Origin of the sequence: Butyrivibrio sp. LC3010, assembly GCF_000424385.1 — a bacterium.
Lineage (GTDB): Bacteria > Bacillota > Clostridia > Lachnospirales > Lachnospiraceae > Butyrivibrio.
The window spans coordinates 1-25427 of sequence record NZ_AUJU01000003.1; the positions used below are offsets into that span (position 1 = coordinate 1).

At 39.6% G+C, this 25427-nt stretch carries 20 protein-coding genes, 2 tRNA genes, 1 rRNA gene and 1 riboswitch; of the genes, 2 read left to right on the plus strand and 21 right to left on the minus strand.

Features of this window, described 5'->3' with window-relative positions; all coding sequences use genetic code 11:
* From G622_RS0103050 to tsaE, 9 genes are all read right to left on the minus strand, one after another.
* Positions 1 to 169, minus strand: a 16S ribosomal RNA gene (locus tag G622_RS0103050); the annotation flags it as partial.
* A gap of 184 nt (positions 170 to 353) precedes the next feature.
* Positions 354 to 442, minus strand: a tRNA-Ser gene (locus G622_RS0103055).
* A gap of 39 nt (positions 443 to 481) precedes the next feature.
* Positions 482 to 567, minus strand: a tRNA-Ser gene (locus G622_RS0103060).
* Positions 568 to 755: 188 nt separating this feature from the next.
* Positions 756 to 1481, minus strand: a complete 726-nt coding sequence (ispD, locus tag G622_RS0103065) for a 2-C-methyl-D-erythritol 4-phosphate cytidylyltransferase (RefSeq protein ID WP_044957032.1) — start codon at positions 1479 to 1481, stop codon at positions 756 to 758.
* A complete protein-coding gene (gene tsaD / locus G622_RS0103070) occupies positions 1468 to 2550 on the minus strand; it encodes a tRNA (adenosine(37)-N6)-threonylcarbamoyltransferase complex transferase subunit TsaD (RefSeq protein WP_196814172.1) in 1083 nt (360 codons plus the stop codon). Before tsaD ends, ispD begins: the two co-directional genes overlap by 14 nt.
* 63 nt (positions 2551 to 2613) lie before the next feature.
* Positions 2614 to 3204, minus strand: a complete 591-nt coding sequence (locus G622_RS0103075) for a DUF6715 family protein (protein WP_026509452.1) — start codon at positions 3202 to 3204, stop codon at positions 2614 to 2616.
* A gap of 28 nt (positions 3205 to 3232) precedes the next feature.
* Positions 3233 to 4156: a ribonuclease Z gene (locus tag G622_RS0103080; protein ID WP_026509453.1), complete on the minus strand. Its 924-nt coding sequence runs from the start codon at positions 4154 to 4156 to the stop codon at positions 3233 to 3235.
* Positions 4149 to 5390, minus strand: coding sequence for a tRNA (adenosine(37)-N6)-threonylcarbamoyltransferase complex dimerization subunit type 1 TsaB (gene tsaB / locus G622_RS25140; protein ID WP_026509454.1), 1242 nt, complete (start codon positions 5388 to 5390; stop codon positions 4149 to 4151). Before tsaB ends, G622_RS0103080 begins: the two co-directional genes overlap by 8 nt.
* Positions 5391 to 5393: 3 nt before the next feature.
* Positions 5394 to 5831: a tRNA (adenosine(37)-N6)-threonylcarbamoyltransferase complex ATPase subunit type 1 TsaE gene (tsaE, locus tag G622_RS0103090; RefSeq protein ID WP_026509455.1), complete on the minus strand. Its 438-nt coding sequence runs from the start codon at positions 5829 to 5831 to the stop codon at positions 5394 to 5396.
* Between the two features lie 95 nt (positions 5832 to 5926).
* A riboswitch (FMN riboswitch) is annotated at positions 5927 to 6134 on the plus strand.
* A 105-nt stretch (positions 6135 to 6239) separates the two neighbouring features.
* On the opposite strand from tsaE, the gene G622_RS0103095 reads away from it, so the two are divergent.
* Both G622_RS0103095 and G622_RS0103100 read left to right on the plus strand, forming a co-directional pair.
* Entirely contained in the window at positions 6240 to 7007 is a 768-nt protein-coding gene (locus G622_RS0103095; RefSeq protein WP_044913879.1) for an ECF transporter S component, read from the plus strand.
* 134 nt (positions 7008 to 7141) lie between these two features.
* Positions 7142 to 8218, plus strand: a complete 1077-nt coding sequence (locus G622_RS0103100) for an HD-GYP domain-containing protein (protein ID WP_026509457.1) — start codon at positions 7142 to 7144, stop codon at positions 8216 to 8218.
* Positions 8219 to 8583: 365 nt separating this feature from the next.
* On the opposite strand, the gene G622_RS0103105 is transcribed toward G622_RS0103100, so the two are convergent.
* The 12 genes from G622_RS0103105 to G622_RS0103160 all read right to left on the minus strand — a co-directional run bounded on the left by G622_RS0103105 (position 8584) and on the right by G622_RS0103160 (position 25416).
* Positions 8584 to 9876, minus strand: coding sequence for a UDP-N-acetylglucosamine 1-carboxyvinyltransferase (locus G622_RS0103105; protein ID WP_026509458.1), 1293 nt, complete (start codon positions 9874 to 9876; stop codon positions 8584 to 8586).
* 110 nt (positions 9877 to 9986) lie between these two features.
* Positions 9987 to 11510, minus strand: a complete 1524-nt coding sequence (locus tag G622_RS0103110) for a M23 family metallopeptidase (RefSeq protein ID WP_242832946.1) — start codon at positions 11508 to 11510, stop codon at positions 9987 to 9989.
* A gap of 57 nt (positions 11511 to 11567) precedes the next feature.
* A complete protein-coding gene (locus G622_RS0103115; RefSeq protein ID WP_026509460.1) occupies positions 11568 to 12143 on the minus strand; it encodes a hypothetical protein in 576 nt (191 codons plus the stop codon).
* 417 nt (positions 12144 to 12560) lie between these two features.
* Positions 12561 to 13199, minus strand: coding sequence for a GTP pyrophosphokinase (locus G622_RS0103120; protein ID WP_026509461.1), 639 nt, complete (start codon positions 13197 to 13199; stop codon positions 12561 to 12563).
* Positions 13200 to 13261: 62 nt separating this feature from the next.
* Positions 13262 to 14191: a glycosyltransferase family 2 protein gene (locus tag G622_RS0103125; protein ID WP_026509462.1), complete on the minus strand. Its 930-nt coding sequence runs from the start codon at positions 14189 to 14191 to the stop codon at positions 13262 to 13264.
* A 145-nt stretch (positions 14192 to 14336) separates the two neighbouring features.
* Positions 14337 to 15428, minus strand: a complete 1092-nt coding sequence (locus G622_RS0103130; RefSeq protein WP_044913875.1) for an LCP family protein — start codon at positions 15426 to 15428, stop codon at positions 14337 to 14339.
* 77 nt (positions 15429 to 15505) lie between these two features.
* On the minus strand, positions 15506 to 16909 hold the full coding sequence (locus G622_RS0103135) for an undecaprenyl-phosphate glucose phosphotransferase (protein WP_026509464.1): 1404 nt from the start codon (positions 16907 to 16909) through the stop codon (positions 15506 to 15508).
* Between the two features lie 27 nt (positions 16910 to 16936).
* A complete protein-coding gene (locus G622_RS0103140; RefSeq protein ID WP_026509465.1) occupies positions 16937 to 17926 on the minus strand; it encodes a glycosyltransferase family 2 protein in 990 nt (329 codons plus the stop codon).
* Between the two features lie 31 nt (positions 17927 to 17957).
* Complete coding sequence (locus tag G622_RS21475; RefSeq protein ID WP_049945660.1) at positions 17958 to 19343, minus strand: glycosyltransferase; 1386 nt, start codon at positions 19341 to 19343, stop codon at positions 17958 to 17960.
* A 57-nt stretch (positions 19344 to 19400) separates the two neighbouring features.
* A complete protein-coding gene (locus G622_RS0103150) occupies positions 19401 to 21140 on the minus strand; it encodes a phospho-sugar mutase (RefSeq protein ID WP_026509466.1) in 1740 nt (579 codons plus the stop codon).
* A gap of 128 nt (positions 21141 to 21268) precedes the next feature.
* Positions 21269 to 23332: a glycosyltransferase family 2 protein gene (locus G622_RS0103155; protein WP_044957035.1), complete on the minus strand. Its 2064-nt coding sequence runs from the start codon at positions 23330 to 23332 to the stop codon at positions 21269 to 21271.
* Entirely contained in the window at positions 23332 to 25416 is a 2085-nt protein-coding gene (locus G622_RS0103160) for a glycosyltransferase family 2 protein (protein WP_026509468.1), read from the minus strand. Before G622_RS0103160 ends, G622_RS0103155 begins: the two co-directional genes overlap by 1 nt.
* Positions 25417 to 25427 lie beyond the last annotated feature (11 nt).

Here is a 25427-nt window from a genome sequence, read left to right on the forward strand (position 1 = left end):
CTGTTATCCCCCAGTACGAGGCAGGTTGCCCACGCGTTACTCACCCGTCCGCCACTAAAGATCATCAAGATTCTGCCGAAGCTTCATCAGCGATAATCTTCCGTTCGACTTGCATGTGTTAGGCACGCCGCCAGCGTTCATCCTGAGCCAGGATCGAACTCTCACGTTTAAATGTTTCTCAAACATCTCTGTTTAAGATCGTTCGTCTTCTGACCAGAACTTAAGCTTGGCTTTTGTTCTGTCCGTTTTACCTTTAGTTAGGTTGTTTTGTTCTCTGAATATTCTTTTTGGAATTTTCAGGGTTGCATTACTATTTCATTGTCAAAGTACAATCTCATCATATTGATGAGGAACGCAGAAGGAGGGATTTGAACCCTCGCGCCGCTATTAACGACCTGCACCCTTTCCAGGGGTGTCTCTTCAACCTCTTGAGTACTTCTGCAAAAGTGTTGACTTCATCTCTTCACTCTTTAATTTTGAGCGGAGCGAGAGGGATTCGAACCCTCGTGGCGTTGCCGCCAAACGGTTTTCAAGACCGCCTCGTTATGACCGCTTCGATATCGCTCCATTTATAATTTTCTCTGTGAAGTGTTGCACACCTCAGCAGCGAAATTTATTATATCCATATGTGCATATAATGTCAACACTATTTTTAAATTTTTTCTTTTTATATTTTATTTTTTTCTTTCCCTTTTCTCAAAGTGTGACTTTTACTCTTTGAAGCATCTTTCTTAAGTTGGAATTTAATTTTTACTTCAGCTTTTTCTTTTTAATATTGATTCAGCCAGAATAATATCCTCAGGAGTGGTTATCTTAATATTGTCATATGATCCTTCAACCAGCTTTACTTTCCGTTTTCCAAATGTCTCCATTACCATGGCATCATCTGTTATGTTTATACCTTTTGAAATCAGGTCCTCTTCATTTCTGACAAGTTCTTCATATAACTCTGATATTTCATCATAAACAAAAACCTGCGGCGTCTGTATAAGCCAGGTATGATTCCTGTCAGGTGTCATTTCGGCAAAGCCTTCGGAATCTGCAATCTTGATGGTATCTTTTACAGGCATGCCAATTACACATGCTCCATACTTCATCACTGCATCATAAGCTCTCTCCAAAATCATATCATCAATAAATGGTCTTGCTCCATCATGAATAAACGCTATCTCTGTATCCCCTGAAGCTGCTTTAAGGCCATTTCTTACACTGTGGTAACGAGTGCTGCCACCCGGAATCATTGCTTTAACTTTAGTGAAATTACGCGAACCTATTATGTCTTTTTTTACATATTCAATATCTTCTGACGGTAATACAAGAATGATTTCATCAACAAAGCTTTTTTCAAACACTTCAAGTGCATATAAAAAAAGTGGTTTCCCTGCTATCTGCATATACTGCTTTTTTATGTCGCTATGCATTCTGCTACCGCTTCCTGCAGCTAAAACTATCGCTGTTGATTTTTTCTTATGATCTGCCATGATATCTTCTTTCCCTGTTTCCAAGAGGTAAATTAGGTACTGCATTTAAATCCATCCCACTTCTTACCCCTTTTAAAAACTCATAATAGCCTGCTGCTCCGATCATTGCTGCATTATCAGTGCATAATACCGGTGAAGGCCTGTAAAATGTATATTCTCTGTCCTTGCATTCTTTTTCCAATCGTCCACGTAACGCTGTATTAGAAGCAACGCCACCAGCTATGGCTATCTTATTGCATCCATATTCAGCCGCTGCTTCTATTGTGTGCTCAGTAAGAACATCTATAACTGCCTTCTGGAAAGAAGCAGCCACATCATTTATGTTTACGCTCTCTCCTTTCATTTCAGCCTGGTTAAGATAATTCAGTACTGCAGACTTAAGTCCGCTAAAACTAAAGTCATATGATTTTTCAGTGGTTTTTGCTCTAGGAAAGTGTATTGCTTCCGGATTCCCCTCCTTTGCAGCAGCATCCACCTTGGGTCCACCGGGATATCCAAGCCCTATCGCTCTTGCAACTTTATCAAAAGCTTCACCGGCAGCGTCATCACGTGTCTGACCAATAATGTCATATTCACCATAATCTTTCACATAGACAAGGTGTGAATGTCCTCCAGAAGCAACAAGGCAAATGAACGGCGGCTCTAATGTCTTGTCCTCTATATAGTTAGCACAGATATGTCCTTCTATATGATGCACTCCAACAAGCGGTTTTCCTGTAACAAAGCTAAGGGCTTTGGCTTCTGAAACACCAACAAGCAGGGCTCCGACCAGGCCGGGACCATATGTTACTGCTATGGCATCGATATCTTCAAGCCTGAGCTTTGCCTCATCCAATGCAGCACGCACACAACCATTTATTTTTTCTACATGCTTTCTGGAGGCTATCTCGGGTACTACCCCACCATAAATTGTATGTAAAGCTATCTGAGAAGATATAATATTTGACAACACCTCTCTGCCATTTCTGACCACGGCAGCCGCTGTTTCATCGCAGCTGCTTTCTATTGCCAGTATTGTTATATCATCAGCTTTGTTTTTTTCAATGTCGTTCTCGTTCTTAATCGACATAAATATTACGCCGTCCTCTTCGGTACGGCGCTCAATTTTTTCTACATTTTTATTATCCATAATTTACTGCTCTTCATCCGTTATTTCTGAAACTGTCCAACCCATTATCTTCCATAGTCCTTCTGAATCCTTTCGAAGAACAAACAAATAGTTATATGGAGTAGTGGATGTTCCATGTCGCAAATTGATTTTTGCGAGTACATTTGCTATTTCTTCACCGTTATCTCTCTTTTCCTGGAGATCCGATGTCAATACTTCATATTTGGTGATAGAATAGTCACCCTTCTTTTTTTCGTCTACTTCATTTTTGAGTCCATCCGGCCAATTGCTCTGATTCAGCAGAAATTCTGAATCAAATATACCCGCAAGAATTGCTGCCATTTTATCAAATTCTTCGTCAGTATATGTCTGTTTATACAGAACCTTCATGGTCCGGGCATAAAGATCCACAACAGTAGGAGGAGTTTTCGGATAGCTTTTTGCAAGGTCAATGGTTGTTATTTTTTGAACCTCTGTAAGCACCTGGTCCTCTGTTGTAGTATTTGTGTTCTTACCATTTCTGGTTATAACAACAAATATAGATATTCCTACAACTGCTGCAAGAAACATAAGCAACACGGTTTTAAAAATACTATTCTTCGTAGACTCGTCCATAATTCCTCCTCAAAAGAAATATGATCTGTTATTCGTCTTCAAATTTTAATGTGATATTTCTACCGTCCTTGGCTGCAATTGATTTAGAAAAAATTTCCTTTACTTTAGGGAGATATTCCTTTGGATTAACAAGTGACGGACTGTAATGTGTAAGCCACATTTCTTTAACGTTTGCCTTCTTTGCAAGTTCAGCAGCTTCATACATTGTCATATGTTTGTTTTCTTTTGCTTTCTGCAGTTTTTCAGGTTCTCCGTACATTCCTTCACAGATAAATAAATCTGAATTTTCGGCATATTTAATTATACTGTCGGTGGGCCTTGTATCTGTGACATATGTCAGATGTATGCCCTTCCTTGCCTCTCCAAGAACCATATCCGGTGTGAAGATTCTGCCATCCTCAGTATGTATAATCTCGCCTTTTTGCAAAGGATTCCAGTATTTCTGTTCTATATTGTTTGCTTTGGCAGCTTCGACGTTAAATTTTCCAATCCTGTCCAGCTGCATGGAGTATCCATAACATGTAATGTTATGATTTACCTTGAATGCATTGATTTTAAATTCCGGCATATCAGGTATTATGATCTGGTCACTATCGCTATTGATCTCGTGATATTCAATAGGGAAAGGAAGTTCCGGCGCGATTGTCCTCAGCGCTTTAACTACACGTTCAAGCCCTTTGGGTCCTACGACCAGAAGTGGTTCTGTTCTTTCGGCATTGCCCATAGTAAGAAGCATTCCGGGTAATCCGGAAATATGATCTGCATGATAATGTGTAAAACAGATCATATCTATGGGTTTAGGACTCCATCCGCTTTTCTTTAAGGCTATCTGTGTCCCTTCTCCGCAATCAATTAAAAAGCTCTTTCCGTTATAACGGACCATCAGAGCTGTAAGGTATCTGTTTGGCAGTGGCATCATGCCGCCAGTTCCAAGTAGACATACATCAATCATTCGTTTTATTTCTCTTCCAATATATTATAGCATCGTCCTTCGGATCATCATAAAATCCAGGTCTGGTCCCCTCATTCACAAAACCAAGTTTTTCATACAGCCCTATTGCCGGTGCATTTCCTGCTCTGACTTCAAGAGTAAAGTTCTCGCATCCTATAGCTTTTCCTCTAAGCAGTAGTTTTTCAAGCATCATAGAGGCGATTCCTGCTCCCCTGCATTCCTGGGATACAGACACATTTGTAATTTCTCCGTCTCCCTGGATGTTTTGCACGCCGCATAATCCTACTACATTTCCCACCTTTTCTGCAACAAGATAAACCGTGTCATCCCGTGTACTTGCTTCAAGTATTTGTTTTTCAGTCCATGCTTCTTTACCGAGGTTGGCTTTTTCCAGTTCTGCAGCGTATGTTATATCCTCTGCCCTAAGGTCTCTTATGTAAATGGATTCACTTTTACTCTTTTTTTCCAGCTTAGTTGAATCTTCAGAGGATGATTTCATTGCAGATTTTTTCTCTGCAGCTTCACGCTCAGCCTGGGAGGCTCTCAAATATTCAGGAGAAAAGCTGTCAGCATCTACTGTTTTGCCTTCACGAAGGTATATTTCCGCCAGAGAAGCCAACGCTGAAGCTCTCTGTCTGTTCATATGAGCAGGCGCAAGGATATAGTTGACTGTCAACAGTTTTTCAATCTTATCCCTATAAACCGGTACTCCATCACCAAGAAGCACAACCGTTTTGCCAAGCATGTTAAGTTCACCTGCTATGTTCTCAACAGACATTGCACTCTGAGGTTTTATTGTTTTCATAGAAAAATAGATTTCACTATGCTTTTCGTTTTCCTTTTCAGGGACAAAAGTATATATGCCTGTGTAAACCTGGCTTCTTCTGGCATCCATCATTGGACATATAACGAGTTCATTACCATAAAACTGATATGCCATTGCATCAAGGGTTGGCACGGCAATCAGTGGTTTATCCATGGCGAGGCATAGTCCTTTAGCTGTTGCGCATCCTATTCTAAGTCCTGTAAATGATCCGGGTCCCGCTGCAATCGCAATAGCATCAATTGTATTTAAATCAAGTGCTATACGTTTTTTAATTTCGTCCATCATAGGAAGTAAAAGCTCTGAATGCGTAATCTTATGCTGTATGGAAAACTCCGATAACAGTTTGTCATCCTCCATAACAGCCACACTGCAAACAAGGCCCGATGTATCTAATGCAAGTATTCTCATTTTCTATCTCTCAATCGTTCTTAATGTTATTCGGCGATAATCTGTTCCTTTCATCAGATCTTTTTCAATTATTATCTCCATATATTTTTCAGGAAGGATTTCCTCTATCAGATTTGCCCATTCAATGAAGCATATTCCTTTTCCGTAGAAATAGTCCTCATATCCTATCTCATCCATTTCACTCACATCGCCTATTCTGTAAACATCGAAATGATAAAATGGTATCCTCCCCTCATCATAAACCTGAAGTATCGTAAAGGTAGGACTGTTTACAGGTCCTTCGATTCCAAGACCTGCTGCCACTCCCTGAGTTAATACGGTTTTACCCACACCAAGATCCCCGATCAGTGTATATACCGATCCGGGCGCAGCAGTCTCTCCAATTCTTTTTCCAAATGCGAAGGTTTCCTCCGCTGAGTATGTTTCTAATATAGTATTCATATAATCAGAATATTCCAGCCATCCAAAAAATGCAAGTCGGGAGCCAAAAAGGTATTGACGTATTCACTTTCTGCTATATAATGATGACATAAAAATATAATCTTCGGGGCAGGGTGTAATTCCCTACCGGCGGTAACTGAGAAGCTTTTTATTTTGTATGTCAGCTTAATCATTCATTAATGACATCGAAACAGAAATGTTTTGCTGATAATCTGCTTGCATCAGAAGTCCGCGAACCGTTTTTACGGCCGATTTGGTGAGATTCCAAAACCGACAGTATAGTCTGGATGATAGAAGATGTCGTTTTATTTTGTCCCGAATCAACATCTATGTTGATTCTTTTTTATTAATAGAGCGTACGTAATCTAATCATAATCCTCCCCGACATTAATCTGGAGGAAAAAAACCATGAAAAACAATTTATTAGCTTCAATCGCAGAAAACACTCTTCTTGTAGCGATTTTTCTCATGCTTATCGTTGCCATGTTTATAGCAGCAAGAATTGCAGAGAACTATGTATCTAAAAAAACCGGTGACTCTTCAGGCACAATGAGTACCAGAAAACTTGTCATCATCGGCATCTTTTCAGCAATTTCAGCAGTGCTCATGCTCTTTGAAATTCCGATGCCTTTTGCACCAAGCTTCTACAAGCTGGATATCTCAGATCTTCCGGCAGTGATCGCAGGTTTTGCTTTTGGCCCCATGACCGGTGTAATGATTGAATTTATAAAAATCCTTCTCAATCTTGTACTTAACGGAACACAGACAGCATTTATCGGTGAGTTGGCAAATTTTGTTGTTGGATGCAGCTATGTACTTCCCGCTTCAATCATTTATATTTTCAAAAAGAACCGCCAGACAGCATTTATTTCATGCCTGGTAGCAACTATGATCATCACAATAGTAGGAAGCTCTCTCAACGCATTCTATCTTCTTCCTGCTTTTGCCAAGCTTTATGGAATGCCACTTGATGCACTTATTGGAATGGGAACAGCCATTAATCCGGCTATAAACAATCTGTTTACATTTGTGCTTTTCGCTGTTGCTCCCATTAACCTTATTAAAGGTGGCGTACTTAGTGCAATTACAGCTCTGGTTTATAAAAAGCTCAGTCCAGTGCTCAAGAATTCAGAACTGGCATCTCACAGAAAAATTCAGACAGGAACAGAAGCTTAAACCTGCAATTTATATATTATTTATTGTTTTTTAATAGCATGAAAATGGCGTCTTTATTGACTTTTATACTAGCGAACCCTAAGATTAATTTGTATTTACGTTCACTAAAAAACAGTCAATGAGGCGCCTTCTTTATGAAAAGGTTGATTACAAAAAAACTTGTTCCGGGCATGGTTTTATCTGATAACATATATGCCCATGATAATAATCAATTGATCTTACCAAAAGAATATGTTCTGGATAATCAAGCCATCACAAAGTTGACCTTTTATTCTATACAAAGTGTGCTTGTTGAAGATTCTTCAGAAGATTTGATTGCTTCTTTTGATAATAACAAATCCTATGCAGCCAGTCTCAGACAGACTGCTGAATTCATTGAGTTCAAAAAGGACTTTGAGGATTGCGCAACCAAATTCAAATCCGGTATAGAAGACTTAATAAACGATAAAGAGAAGTTTGATATTGATTCCATCATTTCTCCAATTTATGCATTACTGCACAAAGGGAGCAGCTCCTCAAATCTTTTCGACATGATTCATAATCTCCGCTGTTACGATGATGCAACTTATGTACATTGTATAAGCGTAGCCATGATATGTAACATTTTAGGTCAATGGCTTAAAATGAGCGAAGAGGACATTTTGATCCTGACAGAGGCAGGTCTTCTTCATGATATAGGAAAACTTCTAATTCCAAATGAAATAATAACCAAACCATCAGGTTTATCTTCTGATGAGTACTCTGTGGTTCAGACCCACCCCTCTCAGGGGTATATGATCCTTACCGATCTGAATCTGAGTGACCATGTGAAAAATTCCGCGCTTATGCATCATGAACGGTGCGATGGCACAGGATATCCTGCTCATCTTCGCGGGCCTCAGATAGATTATTTCGCAAAATGTGTGGCCATCGCAGATGTTTACGATGCCATGACCTCTGCCCGTGTATACAGGGATTCACTTTGTCCCTTTATAGCAATTGAAATGTTTGAAAATGAAGGGCTTCAGAAGTATGACACAAATGCTATAATGACATTTCTTCAGAATATCGTTAATACATACTTATTAAACCGCGTGAAATTAAGCGATGGCCGTGAAGGAGAAATCATATTCATAAATCGCGCTCATCTCAGCAGGCCTACAATAAAAATCAATGATGAATATCTTGATCTTACGCAGCATCCTGATCTATACATAGAAAAAATACTGTAACTGTAGCTTATAGGCATATTCCTTTTATTATGGATCTTCTCTAAAACCTATTTATAAGTTAGCATGAAAAAGCCTTACCAAACAAACTCCACCAAGTCCGAAAATATTGTACTTATCGGAGTTACATAGTTCTCTCGAAGCTTGTGAAAAACTCACTGGTTTTTCTACTAAAATAAGAATTTTGCTTGCAAAATTCTCGCGCCGAGCGCGGTTGCTTCAAGCAACATATTCCTATCGCGCGAGTGCGCATCCTCACGGAGTGTTTTTATCTTATAGGAAATCCGGAGGAATTTCCTGTAAGATAAAAAAAGAATCACTGTAAGCTACAGCGATTCTTTTTGTTTATATTCATGTTTGTATTTATGTTATGCAAACTTTAATTTGAATTTCTGAAGTTCTCTGTCAGAATCTATCTTTTGAATCTGAGCTCCAAGTTCTCTGAGTTTTACATCAAAGTCCTCATAACCTCTCTCGATATATTTGATATCTTCCACAGTAGTAAATCCCTCAGCTGTAAGTCCTGCTATTACAAGGGCTGCTCCGGCACGTAAATCCGGTGCTGCTACTTCTGCACCTGTATATTGATCAACGCCTTCAATAATTGCAGTACTTCCCTCAACTTTGATGCTGGCTCCCATTCTGGTAAGCTCATCAACGTATTTAAAGCGATTCTCAAAGAGCGATTCTGTTACAAGACTTATACCACTTGCAAGTCCGAGTACAACAGTAATCTGCGGCTGCATATCCGTAGGATATCCCGGATATGGAAGTGTCTTTACATGGACATTCTTCATTCTCTTAGTTGCTACGACTCTGACTGCATCATCAGATTCGAGAACCTGACATCCCATCTCAGTGAGCTTGGCACTTATTGATTCCAAATGCTTGGGTATTACATTTTTGATAGTGACATCACCCTTAGTAGCAGCTGCAGCCATCATAAATGTTCCTGCCTCTATCTGATCAGGAATTATCGTGTACTCTGTCCCGTGCAGCCTCTCAACACCTCTAATACGTATTATGTCAGTACCGGCACCTTTAATGTCAGCACCCATACTATTTAAGAAGTTGGCAAGGTCAACCACATGTGGTTCCTTGGCAGCATTCTCAATTATTGTTTTCCCTTCTGCCATAGAAGCTGCCATCATAATATTGATCGTAGCACCTACGCTGGCTATATCGAGATAAATATGGTTAGCTACTAATCTGTCTGCCTGGGCACTTATAATTCCATGTTCTATTGAAACATTCGCGCCAAGAGCAGTAAATCCCTTTATATGCTGGTCGATAGGTCTGAGACCGATATTACATCCACCTGGAAGTACGACCTGCGCATTCTTGTATTTTCCAAGAAAAGCACCAAGCATATAATATGATGCTCTTATCTTTTTAATAAACTCATTCTCTATTTTGTATGAGCTAACCTGTGATGCATTGATTGTAACTGAATGACGGCCTGTTCTGTCGATCAGTACCCCTATGCTCTCCATTGCCTGAAGCATTACATTTGTATCAGCCTCATCAGGCATATTGTCTATATATACAGTCTCATCGGTCATAGAAGCCGCAGCAAGAATAGCCAGTGCAGCATTCTTAGCTCCACCGATTTCAACTTCACCTACAAGTGGTGTCCCACCTTTAATAACATATTTTTCCATAATTTCCTATATTCACACCTTCGTGAATCTTTTAGTTGATAAACTTTCTCCCCAATTTTATAAACGCTTTATGTTATACCACAAATTAAAACATTTGTAAAATGAACCCATTAATTAAGATAATTAAGCGGATTAACCTGAGAGCCATTTATCAGTATTTCAAAATGTATATGCGCGCCGGTACTTACGCCGGTGTTACCGCTAAGTGCTATCTTCTGTCCCTGAGAAACGGACTGTCCGGGCTTAACCAATATTTTGGATAAGTGTCCATATCTGGTCTCTCTTCCATCAGAATGACTGATGTAGACAACATAACCATAGCCACGTCCCCATCCGGCTCTTGTTACAACACCGGCATTAGATGCCATGACAGCAGTACCTACAGGAGTTGCCCAGTCAATTCCTTTGTGGAAAGAACTTGCACCCTTTGTAGGAGCATTCCTTCGTCCAAATCCGGAAGACAGTCTTCCTCCAGATATAGGTTTAATATATGTGGGAGGAACGATGGTTCCCCTTTCTACAATCTTGGGAACTGCTTCATAGGTCACCTCTTCCTTTTGAATATCACGACCTACTTCGCTATTATTAACATACGAAACCATAGCCACAACTTTTCGGTGACCGTCTGAGGGTTCCTGAACAACTTCAGACCTTGTTGTATACCAGGAATCATTATCCCTGTAAATAACGTCAGCCTCATAGTCTTCTTCGTAATACTGCTGCTTTGTATATACAACAGCCAGTTCCGGTTCAGGAACTGTAACTATGATCTCATCTCCTATTCTTATGGTTGAGTTCTCATCTTCTATAGTTTCATTTATCGCTATAAGCTGATTCATCGGTATTCCGAAATCTTCAGCTATAGTTCCTAATGTATCGCCTGCCTTTATTTCGTATATCTGATTAGTCTCCTGATCCTTGGTGACTTCATCTATGGCAGTCTGAATATCAGTAATTTCTGAAGATGGCAAATAGCTTTCGACCACTTCCACCTTATCACCAAAATCTATTGACATAAGTCCCAACTGATAATCATCAAAGCTTTTTTCGACAATCAATGGCTTGATCTCTCTGAAAATATCAGATATTGCCTGATTAATTCCAGCCTCAGGAAGCTTAATCTCCTCTTCCTGCTTCTTGGCCTCTTCGACTGATACAACCTGTGATGTAAGCACATTTACCTCACGGGTAGGGTCCGTTACAAGTTCAACCTTGTATTCACCCTCTGTATCGTATTTTCCAAGGGCCTCCCCTAAAAGAGTAAAAACATCATCTTTACTAGAAAGATTGACTGAGTATTTATTGATTTTAACAGTATATGAGCGTTCCAGTGTTGTCGAAATATTATTTTTGAGTACCTCAAGCATTCTGGCTCTGACTGCTTTTTTAGAGTCAATCTGTCCAAACAGTACATCATCGCCCTCAAGCTCAAGATTAGCATCCACAAGTATGAGTTCTTCACTCTCAGCAGCAAGCTGCCTTCTGGCATCCCTCAGGCATTTCTCTGCAGCTTGTTTAGACGATAGTGTTCCGACTTCCACTCCGTTTAATGAAACTTTAAAAATATTATCACCCGAACTTTGTATCGGCGAATAAATCGGCAATATCATGACCACCCAGACAATTGCCGCCATAATAGTAGCCTGAAAAATGCCCACTCGAATTTTTTTGAGCTTATAAAACTTCATTCTTTAAACCAACCCTATAATTCGTAGAACTACAAGAGCCAAGTTGGCAATAGTAGCGATCAGAATGATCACTGTCAAAGGCATAATACCTCTGTTCTTTGCTCTATTAGCCCTCTGCATGGAATCAAGCTGTCTCACAAGCATAGTGAATTCACCTCTGATTGATTCCATCTGTTTCTTTAAATCCTCTTTAATCTCATCAAGCTGCTTCTTTTGTTCATCTATTACAGCAGCCTGGACGTTCCTGTAAATTCTTACTCCGACATCATGAGTAGCTTCGTCACTTTTATTAAGTCTGTCGCTCAGATTATCCTTAAGTTCTCTGATAGCATTATCAAGTTCCTGTACATTGACATCTGCCTCATCTCTGTCCTTCTTTAGATCCTTAAGAGCTATTTCAATATTATTCAGTCTGTCCTCAAGCTTATGTGCATTTTGACGAAGAACATTTATCTCTTCTTCATATTGCCTGTTCTGATTCTCAATCTGCTCTCTATGAGCCGCCTCAGCAGCAGCATTAGCATTTATTATCTCTTGCGCACTGATTTTCCCAGCAAGTTTATCCATTATATTATCCATAGCCCCTCCCGTCAACAAATGCATTCTGTCCATTTTATTTAATTAAAACTTTATAGCCAAATACTAGATTACATTATTTATGCATTTCGCACAATAATACTATGAAATAATTCCTTGTTTTGTTTATATTAACGTCTAGTTTAAATTTTATTAATAATTTGTTCATATTTGATTGTTATAATTAAACAGAACCAAGGAAAATGAGGTTCATGAGCGAAGCTTATTAGTAGCTCCGAAAGATAGATAAATTTTTTCATAATAGCCCGGGTGCCGAAAGGTGCCTGGGCACTCCTCATTATTGAGGAATTATTACTTTCAATATAGATTTCTATCTGAACGCATATAGGAAAATGCGTTCAAAAATCCGTTATTTCACAGATTCCTGAACGTATTCCATTTATATATCTATAAATGATATCAATCATTCTGAAGCGTTATTGACTGTATCTCTTCATTCAGTGATAGCATTCTGTCGTCAAGCTCCGCCACCATCCTGGCACATTCAAATAACTGCGCTTTTATATTTGCAGGTGCCTTGGTCTCGAATTTATATTGAATCTTATGTTCCAGACTTGCCCAGAAATCCATGGCAACAGTACGAATCTGGACCTCAACCTTAACCTCTGCCTTATGATCAGACAAATATACAGGAACTGCAACAATCATGTGATAGCTGCGGTAGCCACTGGTTTTGGGATTCATTATGTAATCCTTTATAGTCAGTACCTTAATGTCCTGCTGGTTGCTTATCATGTCCGCAATACGATAAATATCTGAAGTAAAAGAGCATATGATTCTGATACCGGCTATATCATTGATATATTTCATCATGTTTTCCAGTGTTGATTCATAGCCGTGCCTTTTAAGCTTTTTAACAATACTTTCAGGAGTCTTAATTCTGGACTTTATATGTTCTATCGGATTATATCTGTGAACTTCTTGAAATTCATCATTTAGTATCTCAATTTTTGTATTTATTTGTTTAAGAGCTGAATTATATAGAAGGCTGACTTCTTCCCAGCTTTTTATATCTCCATCTGAAAATCTGGACTCCATAGTATTCCCCCTGTATGGTCCATCACCAAATACATCTATTATTATTTACCCAAAAGTACCCATCATTTATCCCAATAGCTCTTGTTCATTGAACATGCTCTTACAAGCGCCTTGGGAAGCTTTTTATAACGCCTTCCCATTCTGTATCCAATAAATCTGAACCCACACATTACAATATAATGAGGCACCAGATACAGCTTCCCGATATGTTGAAAATGTCTAATGGTATCCCTCACCATACGCTTGCCCTCAGATTCAGACTTGATTCCGGAAAAGATTTCAGGATGATCAGTCTGAGACACACCAAGGTCAAAATTCCGATGAAACTGCTGCATACAGGAATAATTATGGGAATGTATTACTCCCGCATCAGGTACATAGCATATCGCATATCCCTGATACATTGCGTTTCCTGCATATACCATGTCTTCATTGAAAATCGCCTTGTGAAGGAACCCTCCTACCTTATCAAAAACATCTCTTCTATACATTGCACAAACATTGGAACAGAAGAAAGTTTTTATCCCAAGGTTTGGTAAATCTTTGATTGTCTTGCGAATGTATTCTGTAGGGTAATTGAATTTTCTTGAATAGCGTTCAGCCAGATTGCAATCGCTTTTAGGATACTGTCTACCATAAGCTGCTGCTACCTGCGGATCTTCCAGCTCTTTTATAAGATTGGAGATCAAATGATAATCCCTTGGCACAGCATCCTGAGTAATCATAAGAAAGCAATCTGCTGTTGACAAACTTACTCCAAGATTTCTAGTCTCACCATGATCAAATTCCTTCTTGGAAATATGACGGACAATTATATTGTCATATTTGCCGATTGTATCCATGGCGTCTTTTCTTTCTACCAGATGATGCTTCTCTGTATTAATTATTATAATCTTCTCAGGTCTGTATGCCTGCTTCTCCAGCTCATCGATAAGCATGGAAAGCTCCGGTCCCGGTTTATATGTTGGTATTATTACATCTACTGTCTGCATTATACTCCTTTAAATCATAAACAAATTCCAATGGATTGTTATGAGTATGCTTGTTTCAGTACATATTCAGCTTGCGCAAGTGCGCAAATATCTCATAGCTCAAATAAAGCCCCGGCTGAAATGCCGGGGCTAGTCTTCAAAACTTCTATCTGTCAAGATACTCATCCGTATCAGCAGCGATCTTCTGGCTGTATTCCTCAACACTTGAAGATACCTGATATTCAGCATCATCAAAGAGGAATTCATGAAGCCACTTAACATTAGAAGCAAGATTTACTGGAATTACACAACTTCCCTTTTTACCAATTGTACCGGTTGCTCTCATATCCGCTACCGGGAATCCATCATTTGCAACTACATTATAATTGGTAACATTTCCTAATAATTTTACAATATCATCAAGTCCAAGTGAAGTATATGTCTCACCAAAAACCTTATTTGCGACATTTTCAAGTTCAGAAATGTTTACTGTTTTAGCCTTTTCCAAAATAGCCATGAGAACTGTTCTCTGTCTCTCAGCTCTCTTGAAATCATCACCGGCTGTGTACCTTATACGGCAATATGCAGTAGCCTGAAGGCCGTCAAGTGTCTGCATTCCTGTCTGAGTAACCGGTGTGTATTTTTTATTGAGTTCTTCTGCCATAGTTGACTGGTAGTTGTTAAGATGAGTTATCTCATTCTCTTCAATGTTAATATCAACTCCACCAAGCTCATCTATAACATCTGTAAGGCCACCAAATCCAATTGTAACGAAATCAGTTATATCCATATCCAGATTCATATTCAGCATTGAGATAGCCTGCTCAGGGCCACCAGCCATATATGCTGCATTACACTTGGTATATGTATCATTACTAAGATTAAGATATGTATCACGGTATACTGAAACCAGTCTGATATCACCTGTAGCATTGTTGATTGAAGCAATCATGATGGTATCACTTCTGGTATTCTTATCAAGATCGCCCTCACGAGAATCTACACCAAAGAGTGCCAGATTCGTATAGCCTGTCATCTGCTCATTCTCTTCGACTCCGGTATTCACACTCTCGGCAATTACCTTCTCATCAAGATTGACCTTACCTACCTTATCAACTTTAATCCTGCCAAACAAAGTCCAAACTATAAAAAGAAGTATAAGCAGAACAACAATTTCAACCCCAAAAATCACAAGTGCTCTCTTTGTGTTCTTCTTTCTGCCTCTTCTGCCTGAGCTTCCACTCCTGCGATTAGACATATCAAAAATCTCCTTTAACTTATGTTTTCCACTGCCCTATTTTGCCACAAAAACAATAATTATACAAGCAAAAGTAATCAGTAAGCATTCTTATTTATAAAGCCATGGAAAATCGTTCCTATAAGAATCCTGATATCAAATTCCATTGACCAGTTCTCTATATAGTAAATATCATATTCTATACGTTTTCTTATAGAAGTATCTCCTCTGTAACCATTGATCTGAGCCCATCCTGTCAGTCCGGGTCTTACCTGATGCTTGACCATGTACCTTGGAATCTCCTGCTTGAACTTTTCAACAAACTGAGGTCTCTCCGGTCTTGGCCCGACAAGTGACATGTCTCCGATCAGAATGTTAAACAACTGAGGAAGTTCGTCTATACTATGAGATCTTAAAAATCTTCCAATTCCGGTTACTCTGGGATCATCCTTTGTAGTCCAACCCTTTTTCTCGCTTTTCTCAGACTGAAGCTTCATGGTTCTGAATTTGTACATCATGAAGCTCTGGCCGTGAAGTCCAACTCTCTCCTGCTTAAATATAATAGGTCCAGGACTTGAAGCCTTAACTGCTATGGCAGATGCGAGCATTATTGGTGAAAAGAGAATTATTGCCACTATAGAGCCAACTATATCAACGATTCTCTTCACAAATACATTAAATGCATTTGTCAATGGCACATATCTGATGTTAATAACCGGAAGTCCCATAATATCTTCCGTGTAAGGATTACTCGGGAAAAGGCTGGTATAGTCCGGTATGAATTTTGTATGAACACCTGATTTCTCACACTCATCCACAAGCACTTCAAGTCTGTCATATCTGTCCAGGGGAAGAGTTATCGTAATCTCATCATATTCATTCTCTTCGAGAAGTTCAGGAAGCTTACCTATTTTTGAGATTACTTTTACCCCATGATAAGTTGTTCCGATCGGAACCGTATCATCAAGAATTCCGCTTACTACATATCCCCATTGAGGATTATTGTTGATTCGACTGATATACCCTTCAGCGCTTCTTGAATATCCCACAAGGAGAATATGCTTTAAATTATATCCTTTTCTCCTGATATATCTTAGAAACCTCCGGAGCAAAACTCTTGAGAGGCTCATCAGTATGACATTTATCACCCCGAACATGATTATCATCTTACGGGAGAAATCGACCTGTTTAACCATGTACAGCGCTACGAAGAATCCTATAACGCCAATAACATTGGCTCTTAGAATATTATATAGCTCAATCCTGGTCCTTGTGGCACGTCTTGGCGTATAGAGATTGACCATATTGTAAAGAACCATATATGCAGGCACCAAAAAATAGAGGGCAGTAAAATATGTCCCCATTGATAGGTAGCCTCCCTCCGGCTCTGAAAAAGGTGATTCAAATTTCAGATAAAATGCCAGCATATAGGAACAGGCCACAATTATGCCGTCCCCAACGACGTGCAGCATGTTCAGGTTTTTCTGATTATCTTTAATCATATCTATTTCATTCTATAACATTTTATTTTATCCAACAAGCCTGCGAACGCAGTTAACAAGCAGTTCCAATTCAAGCTTAGCATAATTTTTAAAATGCGTATTACTATATGCTACTTTCTTGTTACTATTATGGATAATTTTGTTTATCCCACTCATTAATCCTTTGAAATAAGCTCTTCCAAGCTTTTTCTTTGAAAAATACAACTGCTTTATTATAATTCCTGTGACTATGAGCGGTAAATTTATAATTATCTGTAAAAAAGGCATATTCTTGTATATAAAATAAAGATTGTTGGCAGCTGTAAGTTCTTCCTTAAATACGTTATATCTTGAGCCGCTGGTCCCGCTACCTGCATGATAAACTATAGCAGATGGTTCAAAAACGTTCTTATATCCAAATATCCTTGCCCTGTAGCCTATATCAACATCTTCAAGATAGCAGAAATGAGCTTCATCAAAATAACCTATTTCTTCAAAGACAGATTTTCTATAGATAGCCGCCCCTGCGCATGCTGAGGTGATTGTTTTCTTTTTATTGTAACGGCCTTTATGTTTATCCCTTGCAGGTGAAAAGGCCCATCCCAGTGCACAGTAATAATCCCCTGCATCATCTATATAGTCTGGATTGTTCAATTGTAGCATTTTAGCCTGAACAGAGAAAATCTTCTTATCGTGATCCGCTGTTTTTATAAGCTTCTCCGTCATTGCCTCATCAGAAACAGTATCATTATTAAGAAGAAGGACATACTCTGTTTTAGCAAGTTTCATACCTACATTCACCGCATTGGCAAACCCGGTATTCTCAGAAAGCTCGTGAATAATTACTTCAGGGTATGCTTTAGCATGTTTTGCCATTGCATTTTTTAGTATTTCCAATCCGTTATCTGTCGAACCATTATCTACCACTATAACCTTAGACGTAACAGTCTGCTTCTTAAGGCTTCTCAGACAGGCATCAAGATATTTTGCACCGTTATAGTTAGGAATAATGATCGTAACTCTTTCGCCAGTATACACTAGAATCTCCTCTATAAGCGTCGGATTCCTGTCAGATTATAGTTTCAAATCCGGGATCCCACAATACTTTGTAGCCAAGTTGTTTTGTAGCCAGTCCGAAACGGACGCACTTATTCAGTATTTCGCTTTCTGTTCCCAGAATCTCAGGACGAATACTATTATCTTTTGTTGTATCCACATAAGATATACCAAAAATCTCTTTATACAGGTTTTTCAGCTCAGGGCGAATTTTCATACATCTTACGTCAACCGCATCAGTATCCTGTTCCAAAACAGCCAGATGTTGCCTTCCGCCGCTAAATCCCTTCGGAAGACCATCAAATCGGATCTTTCCATCTGCTCTGTAATTACCACCAAGAAGAGTGCCGTTCTTATCTACAATCTTACCGCCTACTACGCCGACATCTTTTCTTGCATCAAAAATGTCTTCCTTATACTCAACCCTGTAAAAGCCCACATGTTTAAGATGAGATACTGTAGCCCTTATATTATTTGAATCAAGGAAGTCCTGAACAGCTCTTTTTCCGGCATCATAGGCATACATCTTGCTCTGCGGGTTGGCAGAGGTTGAATTCTCATGCGTTCTCCAGTGATATAACACTTTTGAGATATGTACTATCTGCTTCTCATAATCAGACGTCCACATGATTCTTCCAATAGCCCTCAGGAAAAGATCATAGTCCTGAGCTCCGTCATATTCATTCCGGAATCTGCAGGTATGTATTACATCAGACCTGATTGTCGTAAAGTGACAGATATAATTATTGGACAAAAACAGGTCCGGATTAAATTTCTTTTTTCTGTGATATTCGAAAAACTTCTTTCCTTCAGCATCACACTTATCCTCATCGGAATAAATAAGCCTTGGATAGTTTTTTATGGCAGCTATGGCAACTTCACACAGGGCATCAGGAGTAAGCAGATCATCATGATCAAGCAGAGCCATATAGTCTCCCCTTGCGACATCCAGCGCCGCATTACTGTTTCCTGAAATTCCTGCATTTGCTTTCAGCTTTATATGTCTTATTCTGCCGTCATTTGTTGAATAGCCCTCTATAGTTTCAGTGAGAGGATAATATGGTCTTCCCTTTGAAACCACCGGTGCCTCAGCAAGAATAAGTTCCCACTTACCGTATGTTTGATTCTGTACTGACTCTATCATTTCACGCAGAAATCTTCTGTCAGTATTAAAGCAGGGCACAAGTATGCTTATAAGAGGAAGCATCTTTGATTTTCCTGCATTATTAAGAAGCGCTCTGTACCATTTTCTTTGTTTTTCCAATTTCTCTTCGGAAACCGGCACAAAATCATAGCTTTCAGTGCGCTGATCGCGGAGCCTCTCCATTGCAGCAACAACGGTATTCCCCACTCCGTTTCTTCTTGCATATGCAATTGTCTTTTTTATATTATTGATCATATTAAAATAAGAGGGCTGCCAGGCAAACTGACAGCCCTATAAATAGTATTTTTAGTGTTATTCTATAAGAGCCTTAACAGCAGCTGTTAATTCTTCCTGCTTCTTCTCAGCATCCTCAAGACTTGTTCCCTTAACACCCATGTAGAATTTAATCTTGGGCTCGGTTCCTGAAGGACGTGCGCAGCACCATGAATCATCATCCAGTGCAAAGTACAATACATTAGACTCCGGAAGTCCGGTTGTTCCTTTTTCACCAGTCTGAGGATTAACTGTCTCACCTGTCTTGTAATCACGGAACTCAAGAACAGTCCAATCACCAAATTTCTTAGGCGGATTGCTTCTAAGTTTATCCATAAGTGCAGCTATCTCTTTTGCACCTTCAATGCCCTTCATAGTGATTGAATACTGACCTTCCTTGTAATAACCATAATCTTCATACATGTCGATCATAGCATCCCAAAGAGTCATATCATGCTTCTTGCAATATGCAGCTACCTCGCAGAGCATCATAACTGCAACAATAGCATCCTTGTCACGGGCATGTGTTCCGGCAAGGCAACCATAACTTTCCTCAAGTCCAAATACATAATTGTATGACTGATTGTTTTCCTCAAAAAGTCTGATCTGCTCGCCTATATATTTGAAGCCTGTAAGAACTTCGATATAGTGTAAGCCGTACTTATCAGCTACTCTCTTAGCCATGTTAGTTGTAACTATTGTAGTAACAAATGCAGGTCTCTCAGGCATTGTACCTGTAGCCTGTCTCTCACGAAGAATATACTCTCCAATAAGCATACCGGACATATTACCTGTGAATGCTACATACTCGCCTGTCTTTGTATCCTTAGCATAAACACCAAGACGGTCTGCATCAGGATCTGTTGCAAGAACGATGTCTGCATCCTTCTCTTTTGCAAGTTCAAGAGCAAGCTTAAATGCCTTAGGATCCTCAGGATTAGGATAATCCAGTGTAGTAAACTCAGGATCCGGAAGCTCCTGCTCAGGAACAATAAATACATTCTTAAATCCAAGCTCAGCAAGTACTCTCTTTACTGGTACAAGACCTGTTCCATGGAAAGGTGTATATACTACTGTGAGCTTCTCAGCCATTTCCTTGATAACATCAAGATGAATGATCTGCTTTTTAAGCTCTACCATATATGCATCATCAATTTCCTTGCCTATAACTTCATAAAGGCCTTCCTTCATTGCGTCCTCTTTGGACATGGTCTTTACGTCATTATAGTCAGTTATTGCCTTAACTTCTCCGATTATTCCAGTATCGTGAGGAGGTGTAACCTGTGCGCCATCCTCCCAATAAGCTTTATATCCGTTGTATTCCGGCGGATTGTGGCTTGCAGTTATCATTACACCTGCAATACATCCAAGCTTTCTTAAAGCAAATGAAAGCTCAGGAGTAGGTCTAAGTTCATCAAAAACATAAGCCTTTATACCATTAGCTGCAAGACATCTTGCTGTCTCATCGGCGAACTCAGGTGAAAATCTACGGCAATCATATGAAATAGCCACACCTCTCTTAGCGCCATCAGCACCACCGTTTTTCTTGATATAGTTTGCAAGTCCCTGTGTAGCCTTACGTACTACATACTTGTTCATTCTGTTAGTACCTGCTCCGATAACCCCACGCAGACCACCTGTACCAAACTCAAGCTCCTGATAAAATCTATCCTGAACTTCATCCTCATTGTTACGGATAGCTGTCAGCTCTTTCTTTGTTTCCTCATCGAAGTAAGGATCATTCAGCCAATATTCAAGCTGTTTCATTGCTTCACTCATCATCTTCCTCCTTATAAGTGAGGTTAAACCTCAATATACTTAGTAAATCATTACTGAAAGCAAAAATCAAGATAATACTTCCCAACAATCATAGGAACGAAAAAGTCACTTCGTGGCTCTTTTCGTGCTCATGAATTTCTCAGACTGCTATATCCTTCGACGTTTAGCGAAAAATCGCTTCTGTCAAGTGAGAAGTTCGGATTATAGTACGGATCTCCCTTATCGAGAACTTTTTTCCATTTAGTGCGGAAATGCTCTGATTCCTTATCATATCTTTTGGCATTTTCGCCCTCAAGATCAAGACCTCTTGAAGCGGACTCATAATGATACATCTCTGCAAAGGGTGTAAATATGTTGAGATACCCTTTTTCCCGTAATTTGAGGCAAAAATCAACATCATTTAATGAAACCTGAAATCCTTCGTCAAATCCTCCGACTTCATCGTACTTTTGTCTTGATACCATGAGACATGCACCTGTGACAGCCGATACATTCTGAGCGTAGCAGAGTCTTCCCATATATCCAAGGTTCATTCCCTCCTGCCCATAATGTGAATGTCCTGCCGTTCTGTGAGCTCCAAGTCTTAAAACAATTCCTGCATGCTGAATTTTTCTGTTGGGGAAATATAATTTTCCTCCAACTGCACCAACATCACTACGCTGGGCATACATCAAAAGCTCTTCCATCCAGTTCACGGTTATTACCTGAGTATCATTATTCAGCAATAGAATATAGTCTCCTGAAGAATTCTTTACTCCATAATTAACTACCGCAGAATAATTGAACGCCGGTCTTGATCCATCCGGATTTAAATTATTCTTATCATCATAGTAATCCACAATCTTTAACACAGAGCTCATCGCGCTGTTTCTAAGTTCATCATAATAAGCTTTTATTTCTTTTGAGCTGCTGCCATTTTCTACCAGTATGATCTCATAATTATCATAGGTCGATTTTTCATATATTGATGTGAGACACCTTTTAAGATCCTCCATGTGCTCACATGTAGGAATAATTATCGATATTTTAGGCATTCCTTCGACTTCATATGCTATCTTGAATATAGTCTCAAATGCCCTTGTGCTGCTGATCTTAAAATGATCATAGCCGTGTCTTCTTAAATGATCAGCCACTGCGCCTCTTGCCGCATCAATGGCATAGCTCTTGGCACTGATATCTGATGCCACACTTCCGGCATGGGATCTCCAATAATATAAAAGTCTTGGTACATGAACTATCTTTTCCGCGTTGTCTGTCAGCCTGAGAATCATATCATGATCCTGGCTTCCATCAAACTTGGATCTGAAAAGCTCGGTCCCATCCAAAAGTGAACGTTTAAATACACTAAAATGGCAGATATAGTTATTTGCCCTTAAATTATCAGGTGCATAATCAGGTTTAAAATGCATTGTTATCATGTGATCAATGCTCTTGCCTGAAAAAGTGGCCTCATCACAGTAAAGATAATCTGCATTTTCTTCGTTGATAGCCTTAACGTAATAATATAAAACCTCAGGATGCAGAATATCATCATGGTCCAAAAGGCCTATATATTCGCCGGATGCAAGCTTCAGGCACTCATTGGTATTTCCGGAAATACCTGTATTTTTCTCAAGTCTGTGATATAAAATTCCGGAGTCTTTCGATATACCTTTTCCGCTCCGCTCATCCTTCTGATATTCCTTTACAATCTGCTCTACATATGCATGCTCGGCATCTGAGCCGTCTGCCAGACACAGCTGCCAGTTTGTATAAGTCTGATTTAAAACAGACTCGATCATATCTCTCAAAAAGTTCTCAGGTGTGTTATACAGAGGAACAAGAATACTGATAAGAGGCATATTATCAAATCTGGTCTCTCTCTCAATCCTTATAGTTTCCTCTGAGGGAAAGCTCTCTGTTCCATAATGAACCTTCGCTTTTCTCTCAATCTGTTTGTACTTAAGCTTTGCTATAACACCTCTGACAGATCCTGCATTCTTGACTCTGTCCTTTTGTCTGATAACAAAATGCATGGCGTTTCTGGCAGGAGTACTGGCTTTCCAGATAGGATTATTTTTAATTCTGTTTAGTTTAAATTCCAGTTCCTGATTCTTATCTTCAAGATCTGCTATTCTCTGAGCAAGATCAGCACTTTTAAGCTTTTCCTTCTCATATGCTGTTTTAAAATCAAATTCTGTATTGTCAGTCATTATTTCACCTTAAGTAAATTTGGTACCCAATTAATCAATTTCAGGCTTCCGGTCTGATCAAGTGCTGCCATACCGACCTGATAATATCCGGGAGAAAGCTTCCCGGTTGCAATTCGCACTTTGTATCCGGTCAGGTCCACATCTATCTGATCCTGAAGTCTTAGTCTGATATCAGGTCTGTACCATGTATATACCGGCATACTGTAAACTATAGAAGAAACCGGCCTTGCACCCTCATCGGATCGTTCAACCTGTCTTAGTACAAGCCTTCTTTCGAAAAAGGCATTGTCTGAACCGATAACAAAGCTATATCCCTTGATAAAGTAGCCATCGGAGGCCTCTCCATCTCTGATTCCATACATCCAGTTTTCCATAGTTCCGGCATATTCAACACCAACCCTGAGGCAGGCATCCTCTCTTGCATCAACAAATCCATCCTCATGAACCTTGATGCTGTGATAGGGTATATCCGTTACCGGTGTAAAGTCTTCACATGGAATTATTGCGCTTATAGTCTCATCATCAGTAAGATAACCACTGTAGAAGGGATCCTTATTGTAAAAACCGGGATGACGCTTCATAAGCACTTCATACTCACGGGCAAGGCGCTCCATCTTTTTAATATCCAGAGTATCAAGCCCTCGACTTAATGACTCGTGATGATAGAGGCTTATGTGATTGCAGGATACATTATAATATCCCTTCTCAAAAACACTGTAGCACAGATCAACATCATTAAACGCAACCGGCAATTCCTCAGGAAATCCTCCGACCTCGTTAAACTTTTCTCTGCTGATCATAAGGCATGCGCCTGTAGCACCTATCAGATTATGAATTCCTCTGTTAAATCCAAAATAATGTGATTTCTGATCGTGCATTTTCTGGAGCTTATGAACAGGGCCAAGCCTTACATTAGTGATTCCGCAATGCTGAATCAGATCACTGTCAGGATAAAGGAGCTTGGCACCAACAACTCCGACATGACGAAGCTGCGCCTGTGAAAGCATCTCCCGCATCCATCCATCCTGAGTGGCTTCAATATCATCATTCAGGAAAAGCAGGTATTCACCGCCGGACCTTGATGCTCCACGATTACACATATGTGAAAAATTAAAATTCTCAACCTTATATAGATACGAAATATTGATCAGACCATTGATCTTATCAATCTGGCTTATATAAGATCCATATCTCACACGATTATAAGCAGTACTTCCATTATCAACTATCACTATCTCATATTTAATATTCTTCTCATGAGTAGTATTAACTATCGATTTAAGACACTGAAAAAGAATGTCCGGATGGTCCTTTGTAGGAATTATAATACTCACAGTAGTGGGTTTCATAAGCATATGCCTGGAATTATGAAATCCTCTTCCATAAAATACATCCGTCTCAGAGTTTCTGTGGAAGAGTATCTCTCCAATATGTCCTATAGGAAATGACATATCTTTTCTCTTTCCAAAAGCTCTTTCTTCTATCGCGAGCATGCAGAATAAAACGTCCGCAGAAAGCATACTTGCTTCACGTCCCAAGGCTTCCGGGGTATTTTTCTTAACTCCCGTGGTTCCTCCAAGCATTCGCAGAGCATTGTCATACTCTGCTGCAGCGGCTTCATAGGTATTTGCTCTGCAGGCAAATACACTGCCAATATAAAATGCATTAAGATATGTATCAGGTGACCAGTCAGGTTTAAAGTACGGGTGTCCGTATTTACCCCTGCTCACCATTTCATCCTCATCGCCGTAAACAACGTTGATCTCGGGATGTGCCTCAAAATAACGTCTTATATTTTCAACAGCATGTCCTGCGAGCCTTCCTTTTGGGCTCACGAAAATAAGGATCTTCTCAGCAGTGGCCGTAGGATCAGATTCTCTCCAAACCTTAGTATAGGATACAATCTCCGTAGTCAGCTGAAGTCTCCCCGTAACTTCAGAAGCCTCCCCGTTTTCAATAAATACAGGGTGCTTCTCCTGACGGTGTTCCCAGATGTTATAGGCATTTTTACACTCATTGACCTTATTCTGGTAACCACGTTTTCTGTTGTTAATAAGAACGTTCTTAATGGCTTCTTTTAACATCTGCTAATGCT